This window comes from Aliivibrio friggae (genome assembly GCF_057368515.1).
The window spans coordinates 623,858-645,651 of record NZ_CM170648.1 but is presented as its reverse complement, the minus strand read 5'-3'; the positions used below and the strand labels follow the sequence as shown (position 1 = coordinate 645,651).

At 39.7% G+C, this 21,794-nt stretch carries 17 protein-coding genes; 5 read left to right on the top strand and 12 right to left on the bottom strand.

The annotated features are described in order from the left end of the window. Positions 1–15 precede the first annotated feature (15 nt). The 3 genes from rlmM to AC2INI_RS02990 are packed head-to-tail and all read right to left on the bottom strand — an operon-like array spanning position 16 to position 2,391. Entirely contained in the window at positions 16–1,107 is a 1,092-nt protein-coding gene (gene rlmM / locus AC2INI_RS03000; protein WP_105054109.1) for a 23S rRNA (cytidine(2498)-2'-O)-methyltransferase RlmM, read from the bottom strand. Continuing rightward, complete coding sequence (locus AC2INI_RS02995) at positions 1,104–1,490, bottom strand: DUF423 domain-containing protein (protein ID WP_486305314.1); 387 nt, start codon at positions 1,488–1,490, stop codon at positions 1,104–1,106. Before AC2INI_RS02995 ends, rlmM begins: the two co-directional genes overlap by 4 nt. After that, entirely contained in the window at positions 1,483–2,391 is a 909-nt protein-coding gene (locus AC2INI_RS02990; RefSeq protein ID WP_122036050.1) for a transcriptional regulator GcvA, read from the bottom strand. The genes AC2INI_RS02995 and AC2INI_RS02990 overlap by 8 nt, the downstream gene beginning before the upstream one ends. Positions 2,392–2,760: 369 nt before the next feature. On the opposite strand from AC2INI_RS02990, the gene csdA reads away from it, so the two are divergent. Both csdA and csdE read left to right on the top strand, forming a co-directional pair. After that, complete coding sequence (gene csdA, locus AC2INI_RS02985) at positions 2,761–3,978, top strand: cysteine desulfurase CsdA (protein WP_486305313.1); 1,218 nt, start codon at positions 2,761–2,763, stop codon at positions 3,976–3,978. Positions 3,979–4,002: 24 nt separating this feature from the next. Beyond that, positions 4,003–4,437, top strand: coding sequence for a cysteine desulfurase sulfur acceptor subunit CsdE (csdE, locus tag AC2INI_RS02980; protein WP_122036053.1), 435 nt, complete (start codon positions 4,003–4,005; stop codon positions 4,435–4,437). Positions 4,438–4,533: 96 nt separating this feature from the next. Here csdE and tcdA read toward each other — a convergent pair whose 3' ends face one another. From tcdA to AC2INI_RS02965, 3 genes are all read right to left on the bottom strand, one after another. Further along, positions 4,534–5,343 (bottom strand): tRNA cyclic N6-threonylcarbamoyladenosine(37) synthase TcdA, encoded by an 810-nt coding sequence (tcdA, locus tag AC2INI_RS02975; protein ID WP_122036055.1) that lies wholly within the window; start codon positions 5,341–5,343, stop codon positions 4,534–4,536. A 77-nt stretch (positions 5,344–5,420) separates the two neighbouring features. Beyond that, positions 5,421–6,521, bottom strand: a complete 1,101-nt coding sequence (mltA, locus tag AC2INI_RS02970) for a murein transglycosylase A (protein WP_122036058.1) — start codon at positions 6,519–6,521, stop codon at positions 5,421–5,423. 174 nt (positions 6,522–6,695) lie between these two features. After that, positions 6,696–7,079, bottom strand: coding sequence for a DUF2850 domain-containing protein (locus AC2INI_RS02965; RefSeq protein ID WP_486305312.1), 384 nt, complete (start codon positions 7,077–7,079; stop codon positions 6,696–6,698). A 153-nt stretch (positions 7,080–7,232) separates the two neighbouring features. Between AC2INI_RS02965 and argA the strand changes: the two genes are divergently transcribed. Next, positions 7,233–8,573: an amino-acid N-acetyltransferase gene (argA, locus tag AC2INI_RS02960; RefSeq protein ID WP_122036062.1), complete on the top strand. Its 1,341-nt coding sequence runs from the start codon at positions 7,233–7,235 to the stop codon at positions 8,571–8,573. Between the two features lie 65 nt (positions 8,574–8,638). On the opposite strand, the gene AC2INI_RS02955 is transcribed toward argA, so the two are convergent. The 5 genes from AC2INI_RS02955 to AC2INI_RS02935 all read right to left on the bottom strand — a co-directional run bounded on the left by AC2INI_RS02955 (position 8,639) and on the right by AC2INI_RS02935 (position 19,627). Then, complete coding sequence (locus tag AC2INI_RS02955) at positions 8,639–8,971, bottom strand: DMT family transporter (protein ID WP_371413447.1); 333 nt, start codon at positions 8,969–8,971, stop codon at positions 8,639–8,641. A 228-nt stretch (positions 8,972–9,199) separates the two neighbouring features. Beyond that, a complete protein-coding gene (recD, locus tag AC2INI_RS02950; protein WP_122036066.1) occupies positions 9,200–11,218 on the bottom strand; it encodes an exodeoxyribonuclease V subunit alpha in 2,019 nt (672 codons plus the stop codon). Then, entirely contained in the window at positions 11,211–14,837 is a 3,627-nt protein-coding gene (recB, locus tag AC2INI_RS02945) for an exodeoxyribonuclease V subunit beta (RefSeq protein WP_486305311.1), read from the bottom strand. The genes recD and recB overlap by 8 nt, the downstream gene beginning before the upstream one ends. Before the next feature lie 299 nt (positions 14,838–15,136). Beyond that, positions 15,137–18,556, bottom strand: a complete 3,420-nt coding sequence (gene recC / locus AC2INI_RS02940) for an exodeoxyribonuclease V subunit gamma (protein WP_486305310.1) — start codon at positions 18,554–18,556, stop codon at positions 15,137–15,139. An 81-nt stretch (positions 18,557–18,637) separates the two neighbouring features. Further along, a complete protein-coding gene (locus tag AC2INI_RS02935) occupies positions 18,638–19,627 on the bottom strand; it encodes a TDT family transporter (RefSeq protein WP_486305309.1) in 990 nt (329 codons plus the stop codon). 133 nt (positions 19,628–19,760) lie between these two features. Here AC2INI_RS02935 and AC2INI_RS02930 point away from each other — a divergent pair, with 133 nt between their 5' ends. Further along, positions 19,761–20,639: a LysR family transcriptional regulator gene (locus AC2INI_RS02930; RefSeq protein WP_122036074.1), complete on the top strand. Its 879-nt coding sequence runs from the start codon at positions 19,761–19,763 to the stop codon at positions 20,637–20,639. A 29-nt stretch (positions 20,640–20,668) separates the two neighbouring features. Here the strand turns inward: AC2INI_RS02930 and AC2INI_RS02925 are convergent, their stop codons facing one another. Beyond that, on the bottom strand, positions 20,669–21,304 hold the full coding sequence (locus AC2INI_RS02925; RefSeq protein WP_486305308.1) for an alternative oxidase: 636 nt from the start codon (positions 21,302–21,304) through the stop codon (positions 20,669–20,671). Positions 21,305–21,494: 190 nt separating this feature from the next. Here AC2INI_RS02925 and AC2INI_RS02920 point away from each other — a divergent pair, with 190 nt between their 5' ends. Continuing rightward, a complete protein-coding gene (locus tag AC2INI_RS02920) occupies positions 21,495–21,785 on the top strand; it encodes a YebG family protein (protein WP_122036079.1) in 291 nt (96 codons plus the stop codon). The last annotated feature ends 9 nt before the right edge of the window (positions 21,786–21,794 follow it).

Sequence of the window (21,794 nt, the reverse complement as noted above, 5' to 3'; positions counted from 1 at the left end):
GGTATTACATCAATATTAGTGAGGAGAAATATTAGAAATCGCTTGGATATGAACCGTAATTTCTTCACGGTCATGATACAAGTGCTTCGCTTGAAGCTTGTATTGGAAGTTATTCTTCTTCAAAAACTCTTTTAAGTTTTCAATATCTTGAAGTACTTCATCGTAACGGCCTTTCATTGGCAATTTAAGGTTAAATAGTGCTTCTTTAGCCCAACCTTTAATTAACCATTCACCCATAAGGTGCGCAACTCGTGCAGGCTTTTCAATCATGTCACACACGATCCACGTTACGTTCTTTCTTGCTGGTTCAAATTTAAAACCATCAACCATGTGGTGTTTTACTTGGCCTGTATCCATTAAGCTCTGTGCCATCATGCCGTTATCAATTGCATGAACAAACATAGAACGCTTAACAAGTTGGTAAGTCCAACCACCTGGACAGGCACCTAAATCAACGCCCCACATGCCAGAAGCTAAGCGAGTATCCCACTCATCTCGTGGAATGAATACGTGAAACGCTTCTTCCAACTTAAGTGTTGAACGGCTTGGCGCATCAGACGGGAACTTCAGACGAGGAATACCCATGAAGAATTTTGAGTTATTGTTGGTATAAGAGTAACCAACGTAACACTGACCCGGTGCAATAAAACAAATATGCATGACAGGGATTCGGTCTGAATCTCTTGGTGTTAGCATCTCTTTACCACGTAATGCGATACGCATTGGTACTGTAAATTTACGACAGAATTTCAATAATTCTTTTGCTTCATTCGTATCAGGTGTTTCAATACGAATATCACCACAACATGGTAAATTTTCAACATCAACTAATGCATTCAAAATTGGTGAGATACGATCTTCTGAAGGTAAATCACTTAATTCAGTTGCTACCGCAAACATTTGACGAGCAAAAATCAGCTCATTAAATTTAATCTCACGGATCAATTTATCTGCATCGCCTTCCTGGTAGCATTCAAATAGCACATAGCCTGTATTATTTTTTAGGCGAGGAAAACCAAACACTTCAAGTTGAGTGGCTTTATCTTGGATCTCACCTGCACACTCTTTCTCAAAACCAGAGCGACAATAGAACATTACTTGTTTCACTTTGAAACCTCAGTCAAACGATAAGTTGAAACAGCCAGCGTTAGCCAACCGATAATAAAACAGAGTCCACCTAATGGAGTAATTGGCCCAAACCATTTTATTCCGGTGAACACTAATGCATATAAACTACCACTGAAAAGTAATATTCCAATGGTAAATAGCAAGGCGGCGTATGATACCCCTTTTGAAAATGAATTTCTCAACAAAATTCCACATCCAAACAGAGCAAGCGTATGCCACATTTGATATTGCACTGCAGTCTCATACACATCAAGTAGATATGGCGATAAAACCGACTTTAGACCATGAGCACCAAAAGCGCCTAAACCAACACTTATTGCACCACTAAAGCTAGCAATAAGTAGACATAAGCGACTATTCATCGTCGATGATCTCTTGTTCACTGCGAGCTTTACTTAAGATCCACTCTCTAAAGGTCGCAATTCTTCCAGTGTCAGCCTGTTTTTCACTACATACTAAATAAAAGGCATTTTTACTTACTAATACTTCTTCAAAAGGAGCAACCAAACGACCCGCGTCTAACTCTGGTTGAGCAAGGACATTATTTCCTAATGCGATTCCCTGTCCATGAGCTGCCGCTTGTAACACCATGGTTGAATGACTAAAAATAGGCCCATGATTAACGTTCATGCCTTCTAAATTGTATTGTTTTACAAACGACTTCCAATCTTTACGTGATGTATCATGCAATAACGTATGAAAACGTAGATCGTCAATCGTTGCTAACGGTTTTTCATTTAACAACACTTGCGGTGAACATAATGGTAATAGTTGCTCTTGATATAACAAATCAACACGTAAACCAGGCCAATTACCACGACCATAATAGATAGCAACATCCACATCTTCAGTCAAAGAGCCTTCATCCATATCAACCGCTTTAATTCGAACATCAATGTCAGGTTCTTTATTATTAAAATCCGACAAACGTGGAACAAGCCATTGAATAGCAAAACTTGGCGGTAAACTAATGGTTAGTGCACCCTTCGCACTTCTTTCCAATACTTTATCTGTTGCTTCTGACAACGAAGAGAAAATTTCTTTAATATCTAAAAAGTAACTTTGCCCCTCTTCAGTAAGCAGTAAAGAACGATTACGACGTCGAAATAATTTCAAACCAAGAAATTCTTCTAACGCTTTGATTTGGTGGCTAACTGCAGCTTGAGTAACAAACAATTCTTCCGCAGCACGAGTAAAGCTTAAGTGTCTAGCTGCCGCTTCAAACACACGCAAAGAATTTAAAGGTGGTAATCTTCGAGACATAAGAACTCACATTCTGAACCATTAGTTTTTTTAATACCTAGTATTATAAATTGTCCATTGCCGAACTACCAGATAAAACCTAATATTGCCCCCGTAGTTTAGAGGAAAGACATATATTCCTCCCTGAGTATTTTTTATCCCTCTAAACTGCAATGTTGTGTTTGCATATTGGCTCGACTGTTAGAGCCCGAGTATTGATTACAACTATTTGTAAACAGTACCCAATTATTTCCTGTATTTTTGACCTTTTGGTTAGAAAGATTATTAGCATCGTTTAATACGGTGCTTTTTTTTGTCTGTAATTTTGACTTACGAGACAGAAATCCGCATCATTCTCTCTGTTTGCTTACCCTTATTAAAGAAATCACTATGACTGCATTTACTATTGACGCTGTTCGCTCTCAATTCCCCGCTTTAACCCAAGATGTTAATGGTCAGCCGATTGCCTATTTTGATAGCGCAGCGACTACGCAAAAACCATTATCGGTATTAAATGCGATTCAAGATTACTACCAAAAAAGTAATGCTAATGTACATCGTGGCAGTCATAGCTTAACCGCCTCAGCAACACTGCAATTTGAACAAGCTCGTGAAACCGTTCAACACTTCATCAATGCCAACAGCAGTAAAGAAATCATTTGGACTCGCGGTGCAACCGAAGCGATTAATTTAATTGCTCAAACTTATGCGCGAAGCACACTGCAAGCAGGCGATGAGATCTTAGTAAGTGAATTAGAACATCACGCGAATATTGTGCCTTGGCAAATTGTCGCAGAGCAAACGGGAGCAACCGTTGTAAAAATTCCAATGAAAACCGATTGCACATTAGATATGGATGCATTTGAGTCATTGGTAACCAAGCGCACCAAAATTGTTGCCGTGGCTCAAGTAACTAATGTAACGGGTACATTAAACCCCGTTGATGACATCATTAAAACTGCACATCAGATAGGTGCTATTGTTGTTATTGATGGTGCTCAAGGGATTGTTCATCATGATATTGATGTTCAAGCAATGGATGCCGATTTTTATGTGTTCTCTGGCCATAAATTATTTGCTCCAGCTGGCATTGGTGCTCTCTATGGCAAACAGCATTTATTAGAATCTATGCCAGTGTGGCATGGTGGCGGTAAAATGGTTGAGAAAGTCTCATTTGAGAAAACCACTTTTGCAGAGCTTCCAGGGAAATTTGAAGCTGGTACACCAAACGTTGCTGGTGCGATTGCTTTTGCTACAGCGATTAACTGGGTTAAGCAATTCGCCCATGATGATCTTAATGCTCATATTAATGAACTTCGCCAGATGGCTATTGATGGCATCAAAGGTATTGAAGATTTACGATTCATCGGTTTACAAGATAACGCGAGCCTATTTTCTTTTGTTATTGATGGCGTCCACCACCAAGATATAGCGACTCTACTTGATCAACAAGGCATTGCCGTTCGCTCTGGTAATCATTGCGCTCATCCTATGCTAGATGCATTAGGGCTAACGGGTACTGTACGCGTTTCATTTGCCTTGTATAATACGAAGCTAGATGTTCAACGTTTTATCGACGCGCTAAATAAAGCCGCAGATATGCTATAAGCTCAAATTTAAGGTATTTTATTTATGTCTACATTCCCATCGTCACCTTTTGGTTTTGATATTACTCACACAACTGTTCTCAATTTAATGAGTGAAGCAAAAGGGTGGGAAGATCGTTACCGTAACGTGATTCAATTAGGTAAAAAACTGCCTAAAATGCCTGAAGAACTGCAACAAGATAATGTGACGATTTCAGGCTGTGAAAGCAAAGTGTGGCTACAGCATGAAGTAATCGATGGGGTTTATTTTTTCTGTGCTGATTCTGATGCAAGAATTGTTCGCGGACTTATCGCGTTAGTAATGGCTGCGGTTAATAATAAAACGGCACAAGAGATTAGCACGTTTGATATGGATGGGTATTTTGCTCAATTAGGGCTAATTGAACATTTAAGCCCATCACGTGGTAATGGACTTAAAGCTATCATTGAAACGATAAATGAACTAATAGAGCAGGCTTAAGGCCGCTTCGCTTGAAGGATTCAGGGAGAGCGTTGGAATAATAGCGCTTATACCTGAAACCTTGAGGGAGCTTGCGACCGTCCTGAATCCTAGTCCCTATTTACCGTGCTTTTCAATCAACTTCTCTACAATTCTCGACACCGCAACAAAACCAAAGGTCGCAGTTACCACCGTAGCTGCACCAAAACCACTCGCACAATCCATACGTTTTGGGCCGTCAGCAGTTGCTTTAGTCGCACATACAGAGCCATCCGCTTGTGGGTATTTCAAATGCTCTGTTGAGTAAACACAATCAATGCCAAATTTACGCTTTGGATTTTTCGTAAAATTATGATGACGACGCAAAGTGTCACGCAATTTTTTCGCTAATGGGTCTTGAATTGTTTTGGTTAAATCAGTGATTTGAATTTGAGTCGGATCGGTTTGACCACCCGCCCCACCCGTCGTGATCACTTTAATCTTATTACTCTTACAATACGCCAGTAATGCCGCTTTAGGTTTCATGCTATCGATAGCATCAAGCACGTAATCAAACTCTTTAGAAATGTATTCAGCTTGGTTTTCAGGCGTAATAAAGTCATCAATTAAGTTAATCTTACATTCAGGATTGATTAATTTAATACGTTCAGCCATTACTTCAATTTTACTTTGACCAATAGTACCTGTCATTGCATGAATTTGACGATTAATATTAGTGACGCATACATCATCCATATCAATCAAGGTAATCTCACCAAGGCCAGTACGAACTAACGCTTCAACAGCCCAAGAGCCTACACCACCAATACCTACAACACATACATGTGCAGCACGCATAATTTCTACTTCACTATTACCATACAAACGGCGAGTGCCACCAAAACGTTGGTCATAACTTTCAGAAGCAGGAGTGGTTAATTCGCGCATGGGGTTACCTTACTCAAAAACAAAAAAGAGCACGATTTATACGCACTCTTTTTTAGAAGATCAAGGTTCAATGTCGATTATTTCTTTTTCGGCATTACCCACGGGTTTTCTGTTTCCGTATCGATTAAGCCTAATTTCCAAACACGACCAAAATGTTTAAAGTGACCCGCAGCAATACCCGCCTCAGATCCCATTCCATAATACTGATCTAAATGATTTTCTTTTACTGCTCCACCGGTGTCTAATGCCAATAATACTTTCAACACATGCTTACCTGTCCACTTACCGTCTTTATCTAATTGAGGTACCTCTGCAAGTATAGGGGTTCCCATAGGCAATAAAGTACGATCCGCCGCAACCGCCGCGCCAGCAAGTAAAGGGATCCCAGCCGTACCTAGTACATGGTGAGCGTCTCGTGGAGAGAAAAACACATAAGATGGGTTGGTTTCTAACAGCTCACGAACCGTCGCTTCATCATTTTTAGCAACCCACTCTTTAATTGCTTTAAGTGACATATCTTTACGTTCAACTTCGCCACGCTCAATCAATACCTTACCAATACTTACGTAAGGGTGATTATTTTTACCACCGTAGGCAAAATACTGAAGCTTGTCATCATCACCAAAATGAATAAAGCCACTACCCTGAACTTCCATAATAAACGGGTCAATCATATTGTCAGAGTAACCAAGCTCTAAACCTAAACCAGATAATGCACCTGCATTAATTTCTGCTCGTGTTGGGCAATCTGAACCACAATCAGGTTTATCATAAACTGGATATTTAAACGTTTCATTTGGCGTGTGGCGCATTTCAATCACAGGAGAAAAGTAACCAGTGAACATTACATTCCCCTGCTTGTCACCGCCGCCCATTTGAGCAAATTGAATACCATAGGTTGAAAGCTCTGCTGGATTAGAGCTCTCATCGATCCATTTTTGCAATTGAACGTACAGTTCTTCATAACGTAATGACATCGACTCAGAACGCTTAATAACTTCTGCACTTTGTTTTTTAAAGGCACTAAAATCAGAAGGCTTATCCGATTCAATCTCATTAACTTCGTTTAAGTTATTACTGAATCCACCATCAAGATATTGCTGAGCGCGATCCGTAGGACGATCAGCACAACCACCTAGAGCAAGAAGAACACATACAAGAGAAAATTTACGAAACACAATGAAGCCTTATTGATAAATAGTGCGAGAAGAATGACAAACAAATAGAGGGAGAGCAATTCCTTACACTGCAATAAATGTAAGAAAAGGAGAATTTTAACAAAACTTGACACAAACCTGTGGGGAATTATCCAAGTAAGCCACTACAAAGTACTTACTTGGAAGGTATAACGATTATTGTTTACGGAAGCTGGATTTATAATGCGTAGGTTTAGTTCGAAGCAATTGCGCACCATCATTATCTTCAACCATATAGATGTATGTTGTTCCACCATGCTTATAGCTTAATTGACTACCATCAAAATCAAACTTAGTACTAATTAGACGCCCATGAGTATAAATTCCACCAGCACTGATAGTAAAACTGTCTCGAGCATAACTTGGGACTCCTTGCTCAACCCAGTTACCATACAATTGAGACGCAGGCATTTGTGCAAAAACACCCGCTCTAAACATTGCCGCAAATATCGAAGCAACTAAACCCACAGCAACAAAACCAATTAATAGCATTAATCGGATTTTTCTTTTTCTCAACTCTTTTTCTTGAGCTTGACTCATTGTAATGCCTAATAAAACCAACAGATATATAAGCATATCGGCAAATAATAGAAATATTAAGAAAAACTTATGTGACCTTGTACTAAACACTTGTAGATAAGTAAATAAATAGTCATTATAACAACATAAAAAATCACTCATGGATGAAGTATAGTGAAATTTCGTAGCACAGCGCTAGTTAAAGGCTTTCGTCAATCAGCTCCTTATGTAAATGCTCACCGCGATAAAACCGTTGTGATTATGCTTGGTGGCGAAGCCATTGCTAATCCTAACTTTGCTAACATCGTTAATGATATCGCGCTTTTAAATTCACTCGGTTTACGTATTGTCATTGTTTACGGTACTCGCCCTCAAATGCGTGAACAACTTAAGTCAACTGCTCATCATGCGCCTTTCCACAAAGGAATAAGAATTACTGATGAGCAAACCTTAGAGCTCGTCAAACAAGTAGCAGGTCAGCTTCAGCTCGATATTACCGCCCGCTTATCGATGAGTTTAAACAATACACCGATGGCTGGTGCACAAATTAATGTCATTAGTGGCAACTTTATTATTGCTCAACCTCTTGGTGTTGATGATGGTGTCGATTACTGTCACAGCGGTCGTGTACGTCGTATCGATACTAACGGTATAAATAGAATGCTCGACCAACAATCTATCGTTCTACTTGGCCCTGTTGCTAGCTCCGTTACTGGTGAGTGTTTTAACTTACTTTCAGAAGATGTCGCAACACAACTTGCTATTCGTCTGAACGCAGACAAACTCATTGGATTTTGTTCTGAGCAAGGCGTTTTGAATGAAAATGGGCAAATTTTAGCAGAGCTATTTCCAAGTGAAGCAGAAGTTATTCTTAAACGATTAGAAGAGAACATAGATCTAAATGATGGTAATTCAACCGGAACCATTCGATTTTTAAAAGGCTCAATCACTGCATGTAAAGCGGGTGTTCCTCGTAGCCATTTGATCAGTTACAAAGAAGATGGCGCATTAATCCAAGAGCTATTTTCTTTTGATGGTATTGGAACTCAAGTTGTTATGGCGAGCTCAGAGCAAATTCGTGATGCTGAGATTGATGATATCGGTGGCATTATGGATTTAATCCATCCATTAGAAGAAGAAGGTATTTTAGTTCGTCGATCTCGAGAACAATTAGAGCAAGAGATTGCCCAATTTACGATTATAGAAAAAGATGGGTTAGTGATTGCTTGCGCTGCTTTATATCCTTTTCCTGAAGACGGAATGGCAGAGATGGGTTGCGTTGCCGTTCATCCAGATTATAGAGATGGTGACCGCGGAGTTACCTTACTTACCCGTTTACGCACTAAAGCAAAACAGTTCAAATTATCACAACTATTTGTTCTGACCACTCGCAGTCTCCACTGGTTTAGAGAGCAAGGCTTCGTTGAAGTTGATGTTTCACACTTACCAATGACAAAGCAGAAACTGTACAACTTTCAGCGTAAATCGAAAATTTTAGTATTAAAGACTCAATAATAAATAAAGGCCGCAATAGAGTGATTCAGTTGCGGCCTTTATTATAAAACGAGTAAGCTTAAACTCTAGTGACCAGCAGTGTTAGAAAATAAATTAACAACGAGTACACCAGATAGAATAAGGGCGATTCCCGCTACTGCAGGTAAATCTAGTTTTTGCCCATATGCAAAGTATCCAATACCCGCCACTAAGACAATTCCAGCACCACTCCATATTGCGTAAACAATTCCTACAGGCATGGTTTTTACTGTTACTGAAAGTAAAAAGAAAGCAATCGCATAACCCACAGCGACAATTATACTTGGAGATAGCTTAGTAAATTGCTCTGTTTTAGGAATATAAGAGGTTGCTATTACTTCTGAAATAATCGCAATGATAAGCGCCATCGCAGGCGGCATTGAAACAAGTAACTTAAACATATAAGTGAACGCCTTAGACCCAATGTAATCAATCATCTAATTTATAACATTGGAATAAAAACAGAATATCCGGCATTCCTTCCGAATTTTAGAGGCGCAATTATAGGCATTTATTCAAGATTTACTAGAGGTGCTGACGAAAATCACTATTACGTATATGAAATAATACAGTGACTACTATTTCCTTTACTAGCCACTGTTATTGCTCTAACTCATCAACGACGTTAAGCCACTATTCCTCTGAGTTTTAATCATCACCCCTCGAGCCACCACTTTTTCTGTTGCGAACAGATCGAGTTTTTTCTTTGCTCGAGTCACACCAGTATAAATTAACTCTCGGGTTAAAATTGGGCTGAACTCAGCAGGTAATGCCAAGACAGTATGTTCAAATTCAGAGCCCTGAGATTTATGGATCGTCATGGCATAAACGGTTTCATGCTCAGGTAACTGGCTTGGTAACACACCACGAATTGAACCGTCTGGCATATCAAAATAAACACGTAAACGTTGATCAACAGGGTCTGGCATTGCGATACCAATATCACCGTTATACAAACCAACGCCATAATCATTTTGTGTGACCATGACAGGACGACCTGAATACCAAATTTCATCACCATGAGGAATTAAATCGGATTTCTTCAGCGCTTTCTCAATACGTTGATTTAAACCAACAACGCCGAAATCCCCTTCTCGCATTGCACATAATAATTGAATTTGGTTAAAGGCTTTCAATGCAACTTCTGGTTTATCACCTGCGTGAATATGACCTAAATAACTACGGTAACCATTAACCATCATGGTGATCATTGCGTTATAGCTATCATTACTTAAATCATGAAAACGAATGTCTGAGAACCCTTTGGCCCATACAGCTTCTACTTTAAATTTACTGCCTTCATTAATGGCTTTGGCAAGTTGCCCAATACCTGAACGCGCATCAAAACGGTAGCTCTTTTGCAGCATACATAGGCTATCTGCAACCGCGTTATTATGCGACTGTGCCGGTAGATTAAAGCCTGTTAATTGAGATAATTGTTGGGCTTGATTCTGACTGTAACCCATTTTGGTAAACTGACAGATATCACCTAACACCGCTCCCGCTTCAACCGAAGCAAGCTGATCTTTATCGCCCAATAAAATGACGCGAGCATGCTCTGGTACCGCATCGAGTAGTCGTGCCATCATAGGCAAATCGACCATAGACGCTTCATCCACCACCAATACATCAAGGTGTAATGGATTGGCTTTGTTATGACGAAAATCCACTTGATTGGGAATATAGCCAAGTAAGCGATGCAGTGTACTCGCATCAGTTGGGATCGCTTCTTTCACTTCAGGTGCTAAACCAATGGATTGTACCGCCTGACCAATGGACTCGGTCAAACGCGCCGCGGCTTTACCGGTTGGAGCAACCAGTTTAATCGCTATGCTTTTATTATCCTGCTGAGCTTGTGTCACTAAGGAGGCCAAAAGCTTGGTTACTGTGGTTGTTTTACCCGTTCCTGGACCACCAGAAATAACAGAGAATCGACGAGTTAACGCCACAGCTGCTGCTACTTTTTGCCAATTAACACAGTGGTTATTTGGAATTAATTGATCTAACGTTTCTAATTCAGAAGATTTAGTCGCCGCTAACAGAATTGCATCAATTGCCTGCCAATCCAGATCATCAGACTGAACAACATCAAGCATATCGCACACTAATTGTTGGCGAGAAACTTGGTTATTATTCTCTAACTTTTTCAATGCTGAAAATAAGAAATGATACTGACGGGCAAATAGCTCATCCAACGTATTCGATAACTGAAGGTTTACCGCAACACTTTGCGCCGCTTTAGTAATACGATTAGATACTCGTTGTTCAAATGCCCAGTAACGTTGTAAATACAAACGAGCACCATCAAAGGCTAAAGGCTTTGCTTCTGTACCATTTGATACTGTAGAAGCATTGGTTAACTCAGAAATCCAGCTACTTTTTTCTGGAACTAATTCTAATAGCGCATCACGATATTTCGCAGGTAAGGTAAAAAGGTCGCCCTGTTCTATCTGCTCAATATCAATACAGACGTGACCTTTTCCTAACTCATGACTTGTAATCGCAGACAACAGCATAATGAGATTTTTATCGCTATTTTTTTCTTGTTGAGCGATAAATTTAGCAAATTGAAGATCCAATGGGCGAAGTACACCATGAGCCATTAAGTGTTGTAATTGCTTAAGCATCGATTGTTTCTCCATCTACCAATGTCTCTAACTCTTCTAACAATACTTTGCTCGGTTTTGAATAAAATACGCCATTAGCGTTGGCATCATACCCCTCGTGAGTCTCTTCAACACCGCGCAAGAAAATATAATACGCACCACCAAAATGCGTATCGTAGTCATAATCGGCAATGCGACTTTTCAAGAATCGATGAAGCGCTAAAGCATATAATTGGTATTGGAAGTCATAACGGTGATCTCGCATCGCCTCAACTAAGGCTTCTCCACCGTAACATTCTGGGGAGTCTCCCAGATGATTTGATTTCCAATCGAGAACGTAATATTTACCTTCATGCTCAAACACTAAATCGATAAAACCTTTTAGCATGCCGCTAACCGTAGAGAAACCAAGATCCCCTGCTCGTGCTGAAACTTCATCATGTTTCGCGATAGTTTTATTAACCAAGCTTGAGTTCAATAACGTGATAGGAAGTAAAAACTCCATTTCGACCAAGCGTTGAGTTGGGCCTTTATTTGATAAACATAAATCTTGGCCATCCAACGGGCAATCTAACACTCGCTGCATCATGGTTTGAACGACCTCTAACCATTCAACATCGTAATTTTCTTTCTCTAGAAGCTTAATAATTATTTGTGTATTTTCTTCGCTGTTAATGGGTTGAGTAAATTCAACCTCTTCAAATAATGAGTGTAAAAACGTACCCGCTCTGGCACCGCGAGGGAAAGTAAAGATGGTGCGCTCTGGCTCTAAATCTAACTCTTTCTCGTCTTTATCTTCAGCTGAATCGATATCCAAATTAATGAGTTCTAACGAGGCATCATTATGATGATTACCTTGTTTTACCAAGCCTGAATAACTGGTCATCCACCAATTACTCTTAACGGGTTCAATTAATTTACTGGCATGTAACTCACTATGATCATCCTGAGTTTCTTGGTATAACTCGTCGGTTACCGTTTGAGGTGATTGGATCACCATAGGCGAATTGCCTGCAATCAGCTTTTCAAGACACGCTTGTAGCTCTTCAACATTACATTCATCCGCCTGTTGAATTAGATACCCTAAGCCCGATAGATGAACACCTGTTGGTGGCTTTTTCGAGATGCCTTTCGTGATTGGCGCCATGCCGATATAACAGGCATAAACCGCACGAGTCAGTGCTACATAGATCAAACGTAAATCTTCGGCTAAGCGTTCTTTCTCTGCCTTTTCTACCGACTCATCTTCTTTTAATAAATCCAATACTGAGTAACGGTTATCTTCATCATAAAAACTGACTTCACCTTTTTTATCTATCGCACGATAAGAACAAACAAACGGTAAAAATACCAAGTCATATTCCAACCCTTTTGATTTATGGATCGTAACAATTTGCACCAGGTTACGCTCTGATTCTAAGCGTACCGTCTGCTCTTCTGAATCACCATTAGGCTCTGAAATAGCCTCAGATAACCAACGCAATAAACCATAATCACTGTCTAAGGTTTGACTGGTTTGTTGCAGCAACTCGCCGATATGTAGTAAATCGGTCAGTTGACGTTCACCGCCATTTTCAGCCAATAAGCGCTCAGAGATCCCTTGCTGGGTAATGATTTGATGCAACATCGGCATGATACCGCGCTGTAGCCAATGCTTACGATAGGCGCGAAACTCATTAACTGCTTGCTCCCACTGCATTTCATCGACATTAAATTGATGCAGTTGATCGGCGGTATAAGCAAATAATGACGATGCTAATGCTGAACGCACTGCTCGTGCATCAGTCGGAATCATTGCCGCTTGCAATAAACGCAATACATCTTTAGCTAATGGAGAAGAAAATACGCTATCACGGTTAGATAAATAGACACTCGCAATACCTTGTTTTGATAAGGCTTCACGAACTAATTTACCTTCTTTACCTGTACGAACCAGAACCGCAATATCACCCGCTTTGATGGCTTGCTTTTTCTCTCCGTTTTGTAAATATGCCGAACCCTGTTGCGCTCCAGTCAAAATGGTTTGAATTTGTGCTGCGGTTGATTCTGCCATAACACGCTGATAACTGGTTTTATTTACCGGATTACCATCTTTACTCTCTTGCAACCAAAAAGTCATCGCGGGCTGAGTTTGATTCTCTAACGCCCATGATTTTTGCTCGGCATTAACAGGGTTATATTTAACCGGATAAAATGGAATATCGTCATCGTACAAAAAAGGCTGTTTGCCATGTTCAAAAATACGGTTCACTGACGACACCATATCTGCGGTTGAGCGCCAGTTAGTATCCAAGGTGTAATGATCAGCAACTTGGCGGCGAGCTTGAATATAGGTAAAAATATCCGCACCACGGAAAGCATAAATCGCTTGTTTAGGATCGCCGATCATAAATAAACCACACTGTGGCTGATCTTGATAAAGTGTACTAAAAATCGAATATTGCAGAGGATCGGTATCTTGGAATTCATCGATCAAAGCGACTGGATATTGCTCGCGGATTTTTTCTAACAATAAGGCGTTTTCTTTATTTTCTGCAGCTTCAGATAACTGACTTAACAGATCATCAAACGATAACCAATTTTTTTGCTCTTTCGCCTGCTGTAAGGTTTTACGGCATTGATGGATAGCCAGTGATAACAGCGGCTGTTTGATTTCTAATGGCTGAGCCAGAAAATCATCAATGAGTTTAAATACTGCATGCTCTGGCGCTTCACCTTTTTTGGTTTTTTCAATTAATAATTCTTGAGAAAACTTTTCTAACTTATCGTGTACTTGCAATGAGGTTGTTGGGTTATTGGCCCACGATGACACTTGCTCTAACCAATTTGGTAAATTCTTTTTAGTGTAGCTGCGTTTATCTACACCTGAACCTGAAATTAGCGCTTCAAAATCGACACTATGTTCTGACCACTGTTTTTTTAATTCATCAATACGAGCAATGCCTTGCTGGCAAAATTCTTCTAATGAACTCTCAAGTGGCTCAACGGTTAAATGCTTTGGGACACCAGTAAGACTATTGCCCATATCACCTAATAAAGCAGATGGACTTGACCAACAATCATAAACACTTTCAGCCACCATTTTTGGTAGATGATAAAAACTGCGACGCCAAAAATCCGCAGCCACTTGATGCATTAATTTGGCTTGGTCGGTAACAAACTCACTCTCAAATTGCGCACCAGATTCAAAGGCATTCTGGGTTAGCATTCGCTGACAAAAGCCATGAATGGTGAAGATTGAGGCTTCATCCATGCTGCGTTCAGCATTCAAAAGGATCTGCGCTGCTGACTTATGATCACCAATAGATGCCAACAGTGGATCAATAACCGGATCACCACTCTTATAACCATTGTTATGCACAGCACGAGCAAAGGCTAAACGAGCATCATGAATTTTTGCTCGAATACGCTCTCTCAACTCAGCCGTTGCTGCTTCAGTAAAGGTAACTACCAGTATTCTATCTACGGTTAACTCTTCACTATGACGGCTATTTTCTTCGCCATGGCCAAGTAATAAACGTAAATATAAACTGGCAATAGTAAAGGTTTTACCGGTACCGGCTGAAGCTTCAATTAAACGTGTTCCATGTAAAGGAAACGTCATTGCATTCAATTGATTTGGAGCTGCGATTGTCGTCATCAAACATCACCGTTTTAAACATCAACATCCTGTTTTTACAAGATATCTGTGTGATCCATATCGTAATTCATTAGGAACAACGATAATAAAATTAATAAAGCTATCAATGTGAGATCTTTCTCACGGTTCACTTTTTATGCTTTGTTACACTCAGCGCCACTTACAAAGAGCTCATTAAACGTGCACTTGTAATCAGGATTCGGTCAACCTCTGACCTGTGGCCGTACAGCGAACGCCCTACACTAAAAATGATTTACTGGCGGCCACCCTACTTCTGACTGATTACCAATTATCATCACTTATAACTTTTCTTTTTCGCTATGCAATAACGCATCGTGTAATACCGTTTTTGCATTATCAAAAATTGCCTGACCAAACTCATCATTCCATTCCGGCCACATACGCATTACGTAGTCATTACTGTTCTCGCCGGCAAAGCGAGTACCATTGTATTCATCAGCCATTTTTTTCAGTGCTTTTTGATGCGTTTCTTCGTCATCATTCCATACCCCTTTTTTATCAACGTGCGCTTCAAGTCCTGCTAATGCGGCTTTTGGTAAGTAAATTAACGGGGCACAGTTACCTGAGATATAAAGAGTTAATATATTTTCTAAATGTTGATACGCTTTTTCTGCATCAATAGCTTCAAAGTGATAAATCGCATCCGTACCAAATAGGTGAGTAAATTGCTGCTGGCCCATAGCACATAAACACAGATGATCAATCCAGGTTGCTAAAATTTCATGAGAGCGAATTTTACCGCCACGATAACGTAGCATTCCGGCTTGGTAGCGTTGCTTCAACCAACCTTGCAGTTCCATTTCACCATGAGGGAAAGTAAAGCGTAAACGCACTTCTTGATCGTCTAAAGGTAATGTCGTTAATGGCTGAATATGGGTGACTAAGTCTTTTACCGTGTTCACTTCTTTCTCTGCCGCTATCTCACCAAAGCTACCAATAGGAAGTTTACCTTGGGCTTTTTGTTGCTGATAAAACTCACGACTTATTTGAGAAACTTGGTTAGGATCATCATAGGCCAATAACGCTTCTAGCAACTCTGATTTCATGCCATAACCTGTACGACCATCAATAGAAAATGGTTCATCATCTTCGACTTGACTCTCTACCGTTTCAAAAAATACCTTCAATCCACGGTTAAAGAAATAAGCGACAGGTAAACGCCAAAAACGTTGCAGTTCAGTAAGCTCTAGCTCTTTTGTTTCAGGGGCGTATATCAATGGTTCTGTCTGAAATTGTGGCGCTGCTTGGCCTTCTAATTTTGCGGTAGGTAACCATTCACTGGCATAACTGGTGTTATTACCAATAAAACTCTGTTGGCTGTAAGGAACCAAAGGATGCTCTATGATTAATTGTGTAACTAACCGTTTTGCTGACTCTTCAGGGTTTAATGATTCATCACCTTCTAAGCAGTAACTTTGCTGACAATACTCAAGTAATTCACTGATTAATACTGATGGTGCTTTCTCTGTGTTATCTCGTATTGAACGACCAATATAACTTAAATAGAAGGCTTTATTTGCCGATTGCAGCGCTTCTAAAAACAGATATCTATCATCATCTCGACGTGATCGGTCACCCGGTTTCATGCGTTTCTGCATTAAATCAAAACCTTCAACAGGCATGGTTCGTGGATAAGAACCATCTGTCATTCCAAGTAAACACACCACATCGAATGGAATTGAACGCATTGGCATCAAGGTACAGAAATTCACTTGTCCGGCTAAGAACCGTTGACTTGCTTTGCCACCTGATAAATTATTTTTTAGGTAGTTATTAATAATTGGCGCAGAGATTGGTGCATCAAAACCCGCGTCTTCTAGGTTATCTTCTAGCTTTTGCAGTTGATCTCGAATGTTTTTAACGACCAACTCCCCTTCTAACTCTACGTTTAAAAAGTCATCCATTAATTGGTTAATAATGGTTCGCCATGCACTAATGGTTTGCGCTTGGCCTAGGGTGATCTGATAAGTCAAAAGCTGATCAATAAAGTGCGCCAAGTTGCCAGCGATTTCGGCATTCATACCTTGTACTTGTTCGTAACTCGCCATGCCCTCAAATAAACCAGCATCTTGCTCCATGGCATAACCCAGTAACATCCTCTGGATACCAAATAGCCATGAATTTTGATTGTGTTCTGGAAGATCAAAATGGACAGAGGTACTGTTGTCTAATCCCCAACGAATGCCTGTCTCTTCTGCCCAACGTCTTACTATCTCAAATTGCTCAGCTGTGAATTTAAAACGAGACATTACCGCAGGCACTTCAAGCAAACTTAATAGCTCAGAAAGGCCACAGCGGTTCTCAGGTAAAGCCATTAAGCTCATGAAAGCCAATAACACTGGGTTTTCTTGCTCAGCACTTTGGTCTGAAATCGCAAAAGGAATATAACGCTCAAAAGCCGCATTACCAAATACCGCTTGAATCGCTGCACTGTAGACATTTATGTCTGCCACCATAACGATAATATCGCGTGGTTTTAAGTCTGGGTCATTAGCAAACATATCCAAGAGTTGGTCATGTAATACTTCAACTTCTCGCATTGGGCTATGGCATGAATGCAAAAGAATCGAGCGATCATTAGGATCGATTAATTGTTTATGCTGACTGTTATCAAGCACATCATCACGACTGCGCTCTTCCAGATTTAAAATATCCGACTGAATGGAGTGCAACAGATTATCACTACCAACATCAACAAAAGCATCAATCTCTTGTGCTTCCATTTCAGATAATAGACATAGATTATCTCGACCTAATTTACCCCATGATGCAAGCAGTGAATTACCCACTTCTGAAGTGTGTAGTTCATCTTCAAAATTCGCATCAACCGAACCTTTTAATTGTTCGGTATCACCAATTTGCTCACTATGATCATCTAGCCACTTAACTTGCAGACGATTACGCGCTTCTAGGCGGGCAAGATACTTTCTGTCTCGAATTTCGCCCCAGTAATAGCGACACGGATTAGTAAACATTAAGTGCACATCAATATGCTGACCTAACGCCGCAAGCGCATCTAAATAACGAGGAGGAAGCGAAGTAATGCCCACCACAAACAAACGCTTAGGCATCCCTTTTGGCAAGGTTCCCGTTTGTAGGTAGTTATCTAACGTTTCGATAAAATGCTCAAACATATTGGCACGATGGTAAGGAGAATGTCCCAAGGCTAAGGTTTGATCATATAAGGCTTGCCATAAAATAGGTTGCCAAGGGTGTTCACCTTCTAATTCAGCGACCTCTTCACCCGCTTCCCACTTTTGGATCCATTCAGGGCGAAATACTAAATATTGGTCAAAGATATCGGCAATTTTTGCAGCCAATTGGTAGCACTTAAGTTGGTTTTCATCATTTTCTAAATAGCGCTGTAGAGGTGCAAATTCATCTTGTTTTAATAACTCAGGTAATAGTGTCACTATCTTCCAAGTCATGGCTTCTTTATGGAAAGCACTGCGCTTTGGCACATCATCAAGAACCTGAGTAAACAGATCCCAAATAAAAGTAGCAGGAAGTGGAAAAGTAAGATTAGCAGCAATGCCTAACTCTTTTGCGAGTTCGATTTTAAGCCATTGTGACATGCCCGGACTTTGAACGAGGATTTGCTCATGCTCAAATGGGTTATCTAGAGGATTAAGACGAATTAATTCAACGACAAGTGATTTAAGAACATCAAGTTGATTTGAATGATAAACAGTAAACACACCCAGCTCGCTTATAAAGAAATGAAAGTCTCTATAGCTTAACGTAACTGGATGTGTTTTAAGAGAAAAAAAGCGTATTAATTAGTGCGCATGTTTAGGGTTTATTAAACGATTTGTAATGCGTGTAATTGGGCGATAATGCGCTAGATAGTGTGCAGCTACATAACTCACCACACAGGTTGCACCAACTAACTCTACAACAGCAAGAGTTCTAACTTGATAAATATAATCTGCTGCAATACCTTGAGATAACATCCAATTAGCCGTTTTAAATAAGGCTGTTGCACTAATAACAATTGGGAAGGTGAATGCTGCATAGCCAGGGCTAAATGGTAATCTCATTAGTTTGATAAAAGCCATGTAAATCACACTGGTCATCAACACTGCAATACCAAATAAAAGCGCAATAATTACAGGGGATGGCGAAGCAGTTACAGTTAGGTAACCGGCTAGCGATAAACTTGCTGGTGCAGCCATAACGGCAATTGTTGGTTTTGCAGCATCAGGCACTTCATGACAAAAAATCAAACGATAGATCATTATTGGTAGCATGATTGCATAGCTAATTAAGCCAAACATCAGTATCCAGTGAGCCACAGGAGCAAGGGTTGGTGCGCCAGAGAAAGAGACGTCTGCTACCACAATGCCAATCGGCGGAACAAACCAACTTGGTACCATATGGTGTAATTCAAAATCTTTTGCTCGATGATAAATAAAAGAGATTAAAAAGATAATATGGATAGCAACGGCCGCAAGCCACAATGCATTACCCGCTGCTGGGTAAAAATGACCGATACTGCTTGAAACTACCATTACACCCATCGCAAATGTTGGAGCTACGCTGCCGACAACAGGGTGAGCAAGTTCACTCCATAATACCGATGGATGTAATAAAAATTTAATCGCTAATACCAGTAATAATACTGAAGCGATTGCTGCTGAGATCCATTGCGCATAACCATTTAGAGGCAATGCATTCTCCCAACACCAACCTAAACTGGCAATCCCAAGAGCTAACCCTGCCATTGGCGTTGGTGCACCTGCTACTTTTTGTTTTGTGTAATTAAGCATGACATTGTTCTCTTTGCTATTTAACGATGAAGCTATTTTACTTCTTGTTTATCATTAATAAAATTTGAATAAATTTAAACTTAGGTTAAGATAAATTAAACGATTGAAATTTTATTTATTAGGACTTCCTGTCATGAGAATTTCACTAAAACAACTGAATGTATTTACTGCTATCGCCCAAGAAAAAACAATGACTAAAGCAGCAGAGCGACTTTTTATCACTAAGCCTGCGGTAAGCCTTTCGCTCTCTGAATTAGAAAAAAACCTTGGCTACAAGGTCTTTGATCGAGTAAATAATCGGTTAGTATTAAATAGTGAAGGCCGCCAACTCCTTCCTTTGGCGGATGAATTACTAGAACGAGCAGAGGCTATCGAGCACCAATTTACGGCGGATAGTCAATTGACGGGTTCATTAAACATTGGCGCTAGTGACACGATTGGTAATCACATTGCACCTGTATTATTAAATAAGTTTCAGCAACAACACCCTTGCGATATCCAACAATTGTTTATTTCTAATACTGCACAAATTATAAATAGATTATTGGAATTTCAATTAGATATAGGCTTAGTTGAAGGTAAAGCGCATCATCCAAAATTAAATATGATTGAATGGCAATCTGACGATATGTATTTAGTGTGCGCCCCTTCTCATCCGTTAGCAACTAAGAATAGAGTTAACCTCGATGATTTAGAGCATTCAACTTGGTTATTACGAGAAGAAGGCTCTGGTAGCCGAGAATATTTTATTAACCATATCGCCGCTAATTTGAGCGATTGGAATGAATCATTACAACTACATACCACTGAAGCGATAATTAACTGTTGCTCACAAAATATGGGGTTAGCGTGTTTATCTCAACTTGCTGCTCAAAATGCGATAAATGATGGTCGCTTGGTTAAACTCCCTTATAACAAAACGCTGGCCAGACAATACTGGTTACTTGTACACAAAGAAAAATACCAAACACCGTTACTGCAATATTTTATGAATTTCATCCAACAAAAATGAGGCAAAACTGCCTCATTTGTAAATAGTATTTAGCGTTGGTGAGCTGGAAGATCGTGAGTTTCGTAAGCATCTGCAAATGAATGGTTACGATCTCGATGCTTTGCTTCGTCATCACGAATTTTCAGAATCACATCACGCAATAATGCATCACTTGGTAAATGGTAATAATCAATTGCTATTTGTGGCGCAGCTTCATTTTCAACCACACCTTCATCAATCTTCGCTAAGTATTCGGTATAACTTTTACATGCCTCTTCTTCAAAATACCCAACGACTCGGTGTGCTATTTTTGATGAAAGCAGATAAATAAAGCTATAAACCACCATAAAAACACCTTGCCCTAATAAAACTAACGTTCGTTCTATCCAACGTGGTTTAGCTATATCTAAAAAGATCATTAAGTGCATTCTTTCATTTTCAGCTTCACTTAATAACTCTCGGATCCATCCTTCATCATCTTTCATTCGACGTAACGCTTTTAAATGATTGAACATACCCGCAACCATACCCGGAACAGCGGCTATTGTTTCTAAAATTACTGCTCTCTTCGCGTACTGTGCACCATAAAAAATATTTAAAAGAAATTTTAAACATTGTGTGATTTTATAAGCAATCCGTTCTGAAGTTTTTGTCGTCGCTTTATGTTTCAATTCAAAACCTGACATAGATGGAGACCTTTATTTTAAAGTTGCATTTAAAATACAGCTTTAAATTTAATTACTCAACTATTTTTTAAGCTAAAAAAATAAATTCTATTTATTAAACGTTAACTCTATCTGACTTTACCCCGCTAAAGTGGACAAAAAAAACTATTTACTGTATAAAACACCAGTTAATTTTAAAGGAGAGACGACCATGGCTGTTATCGTCAAATATGTAGTTGAGCGCAACGGAGAAGAGAAGATGACTTTTACCTCTAAGACTGAAGCCGATGCTTATGACAAAATGCTGGATGTTGCAGATGAACTTTTTACTCTGCTAAATGAAAGTAATTTAATTGAAGATGAAGAGAAGCAAGAAGAGTTGTCTCTTTACCTAGCAAAACATAAAGAAGATGTATTAGTTGCATTAGGAGCAAAACGTAAACCTGCGCCTAAAAAGACAAAGATTGAAGCAGTAAAAGACGAAGAGTCTGACGCCGCTTAATTCAAAAAA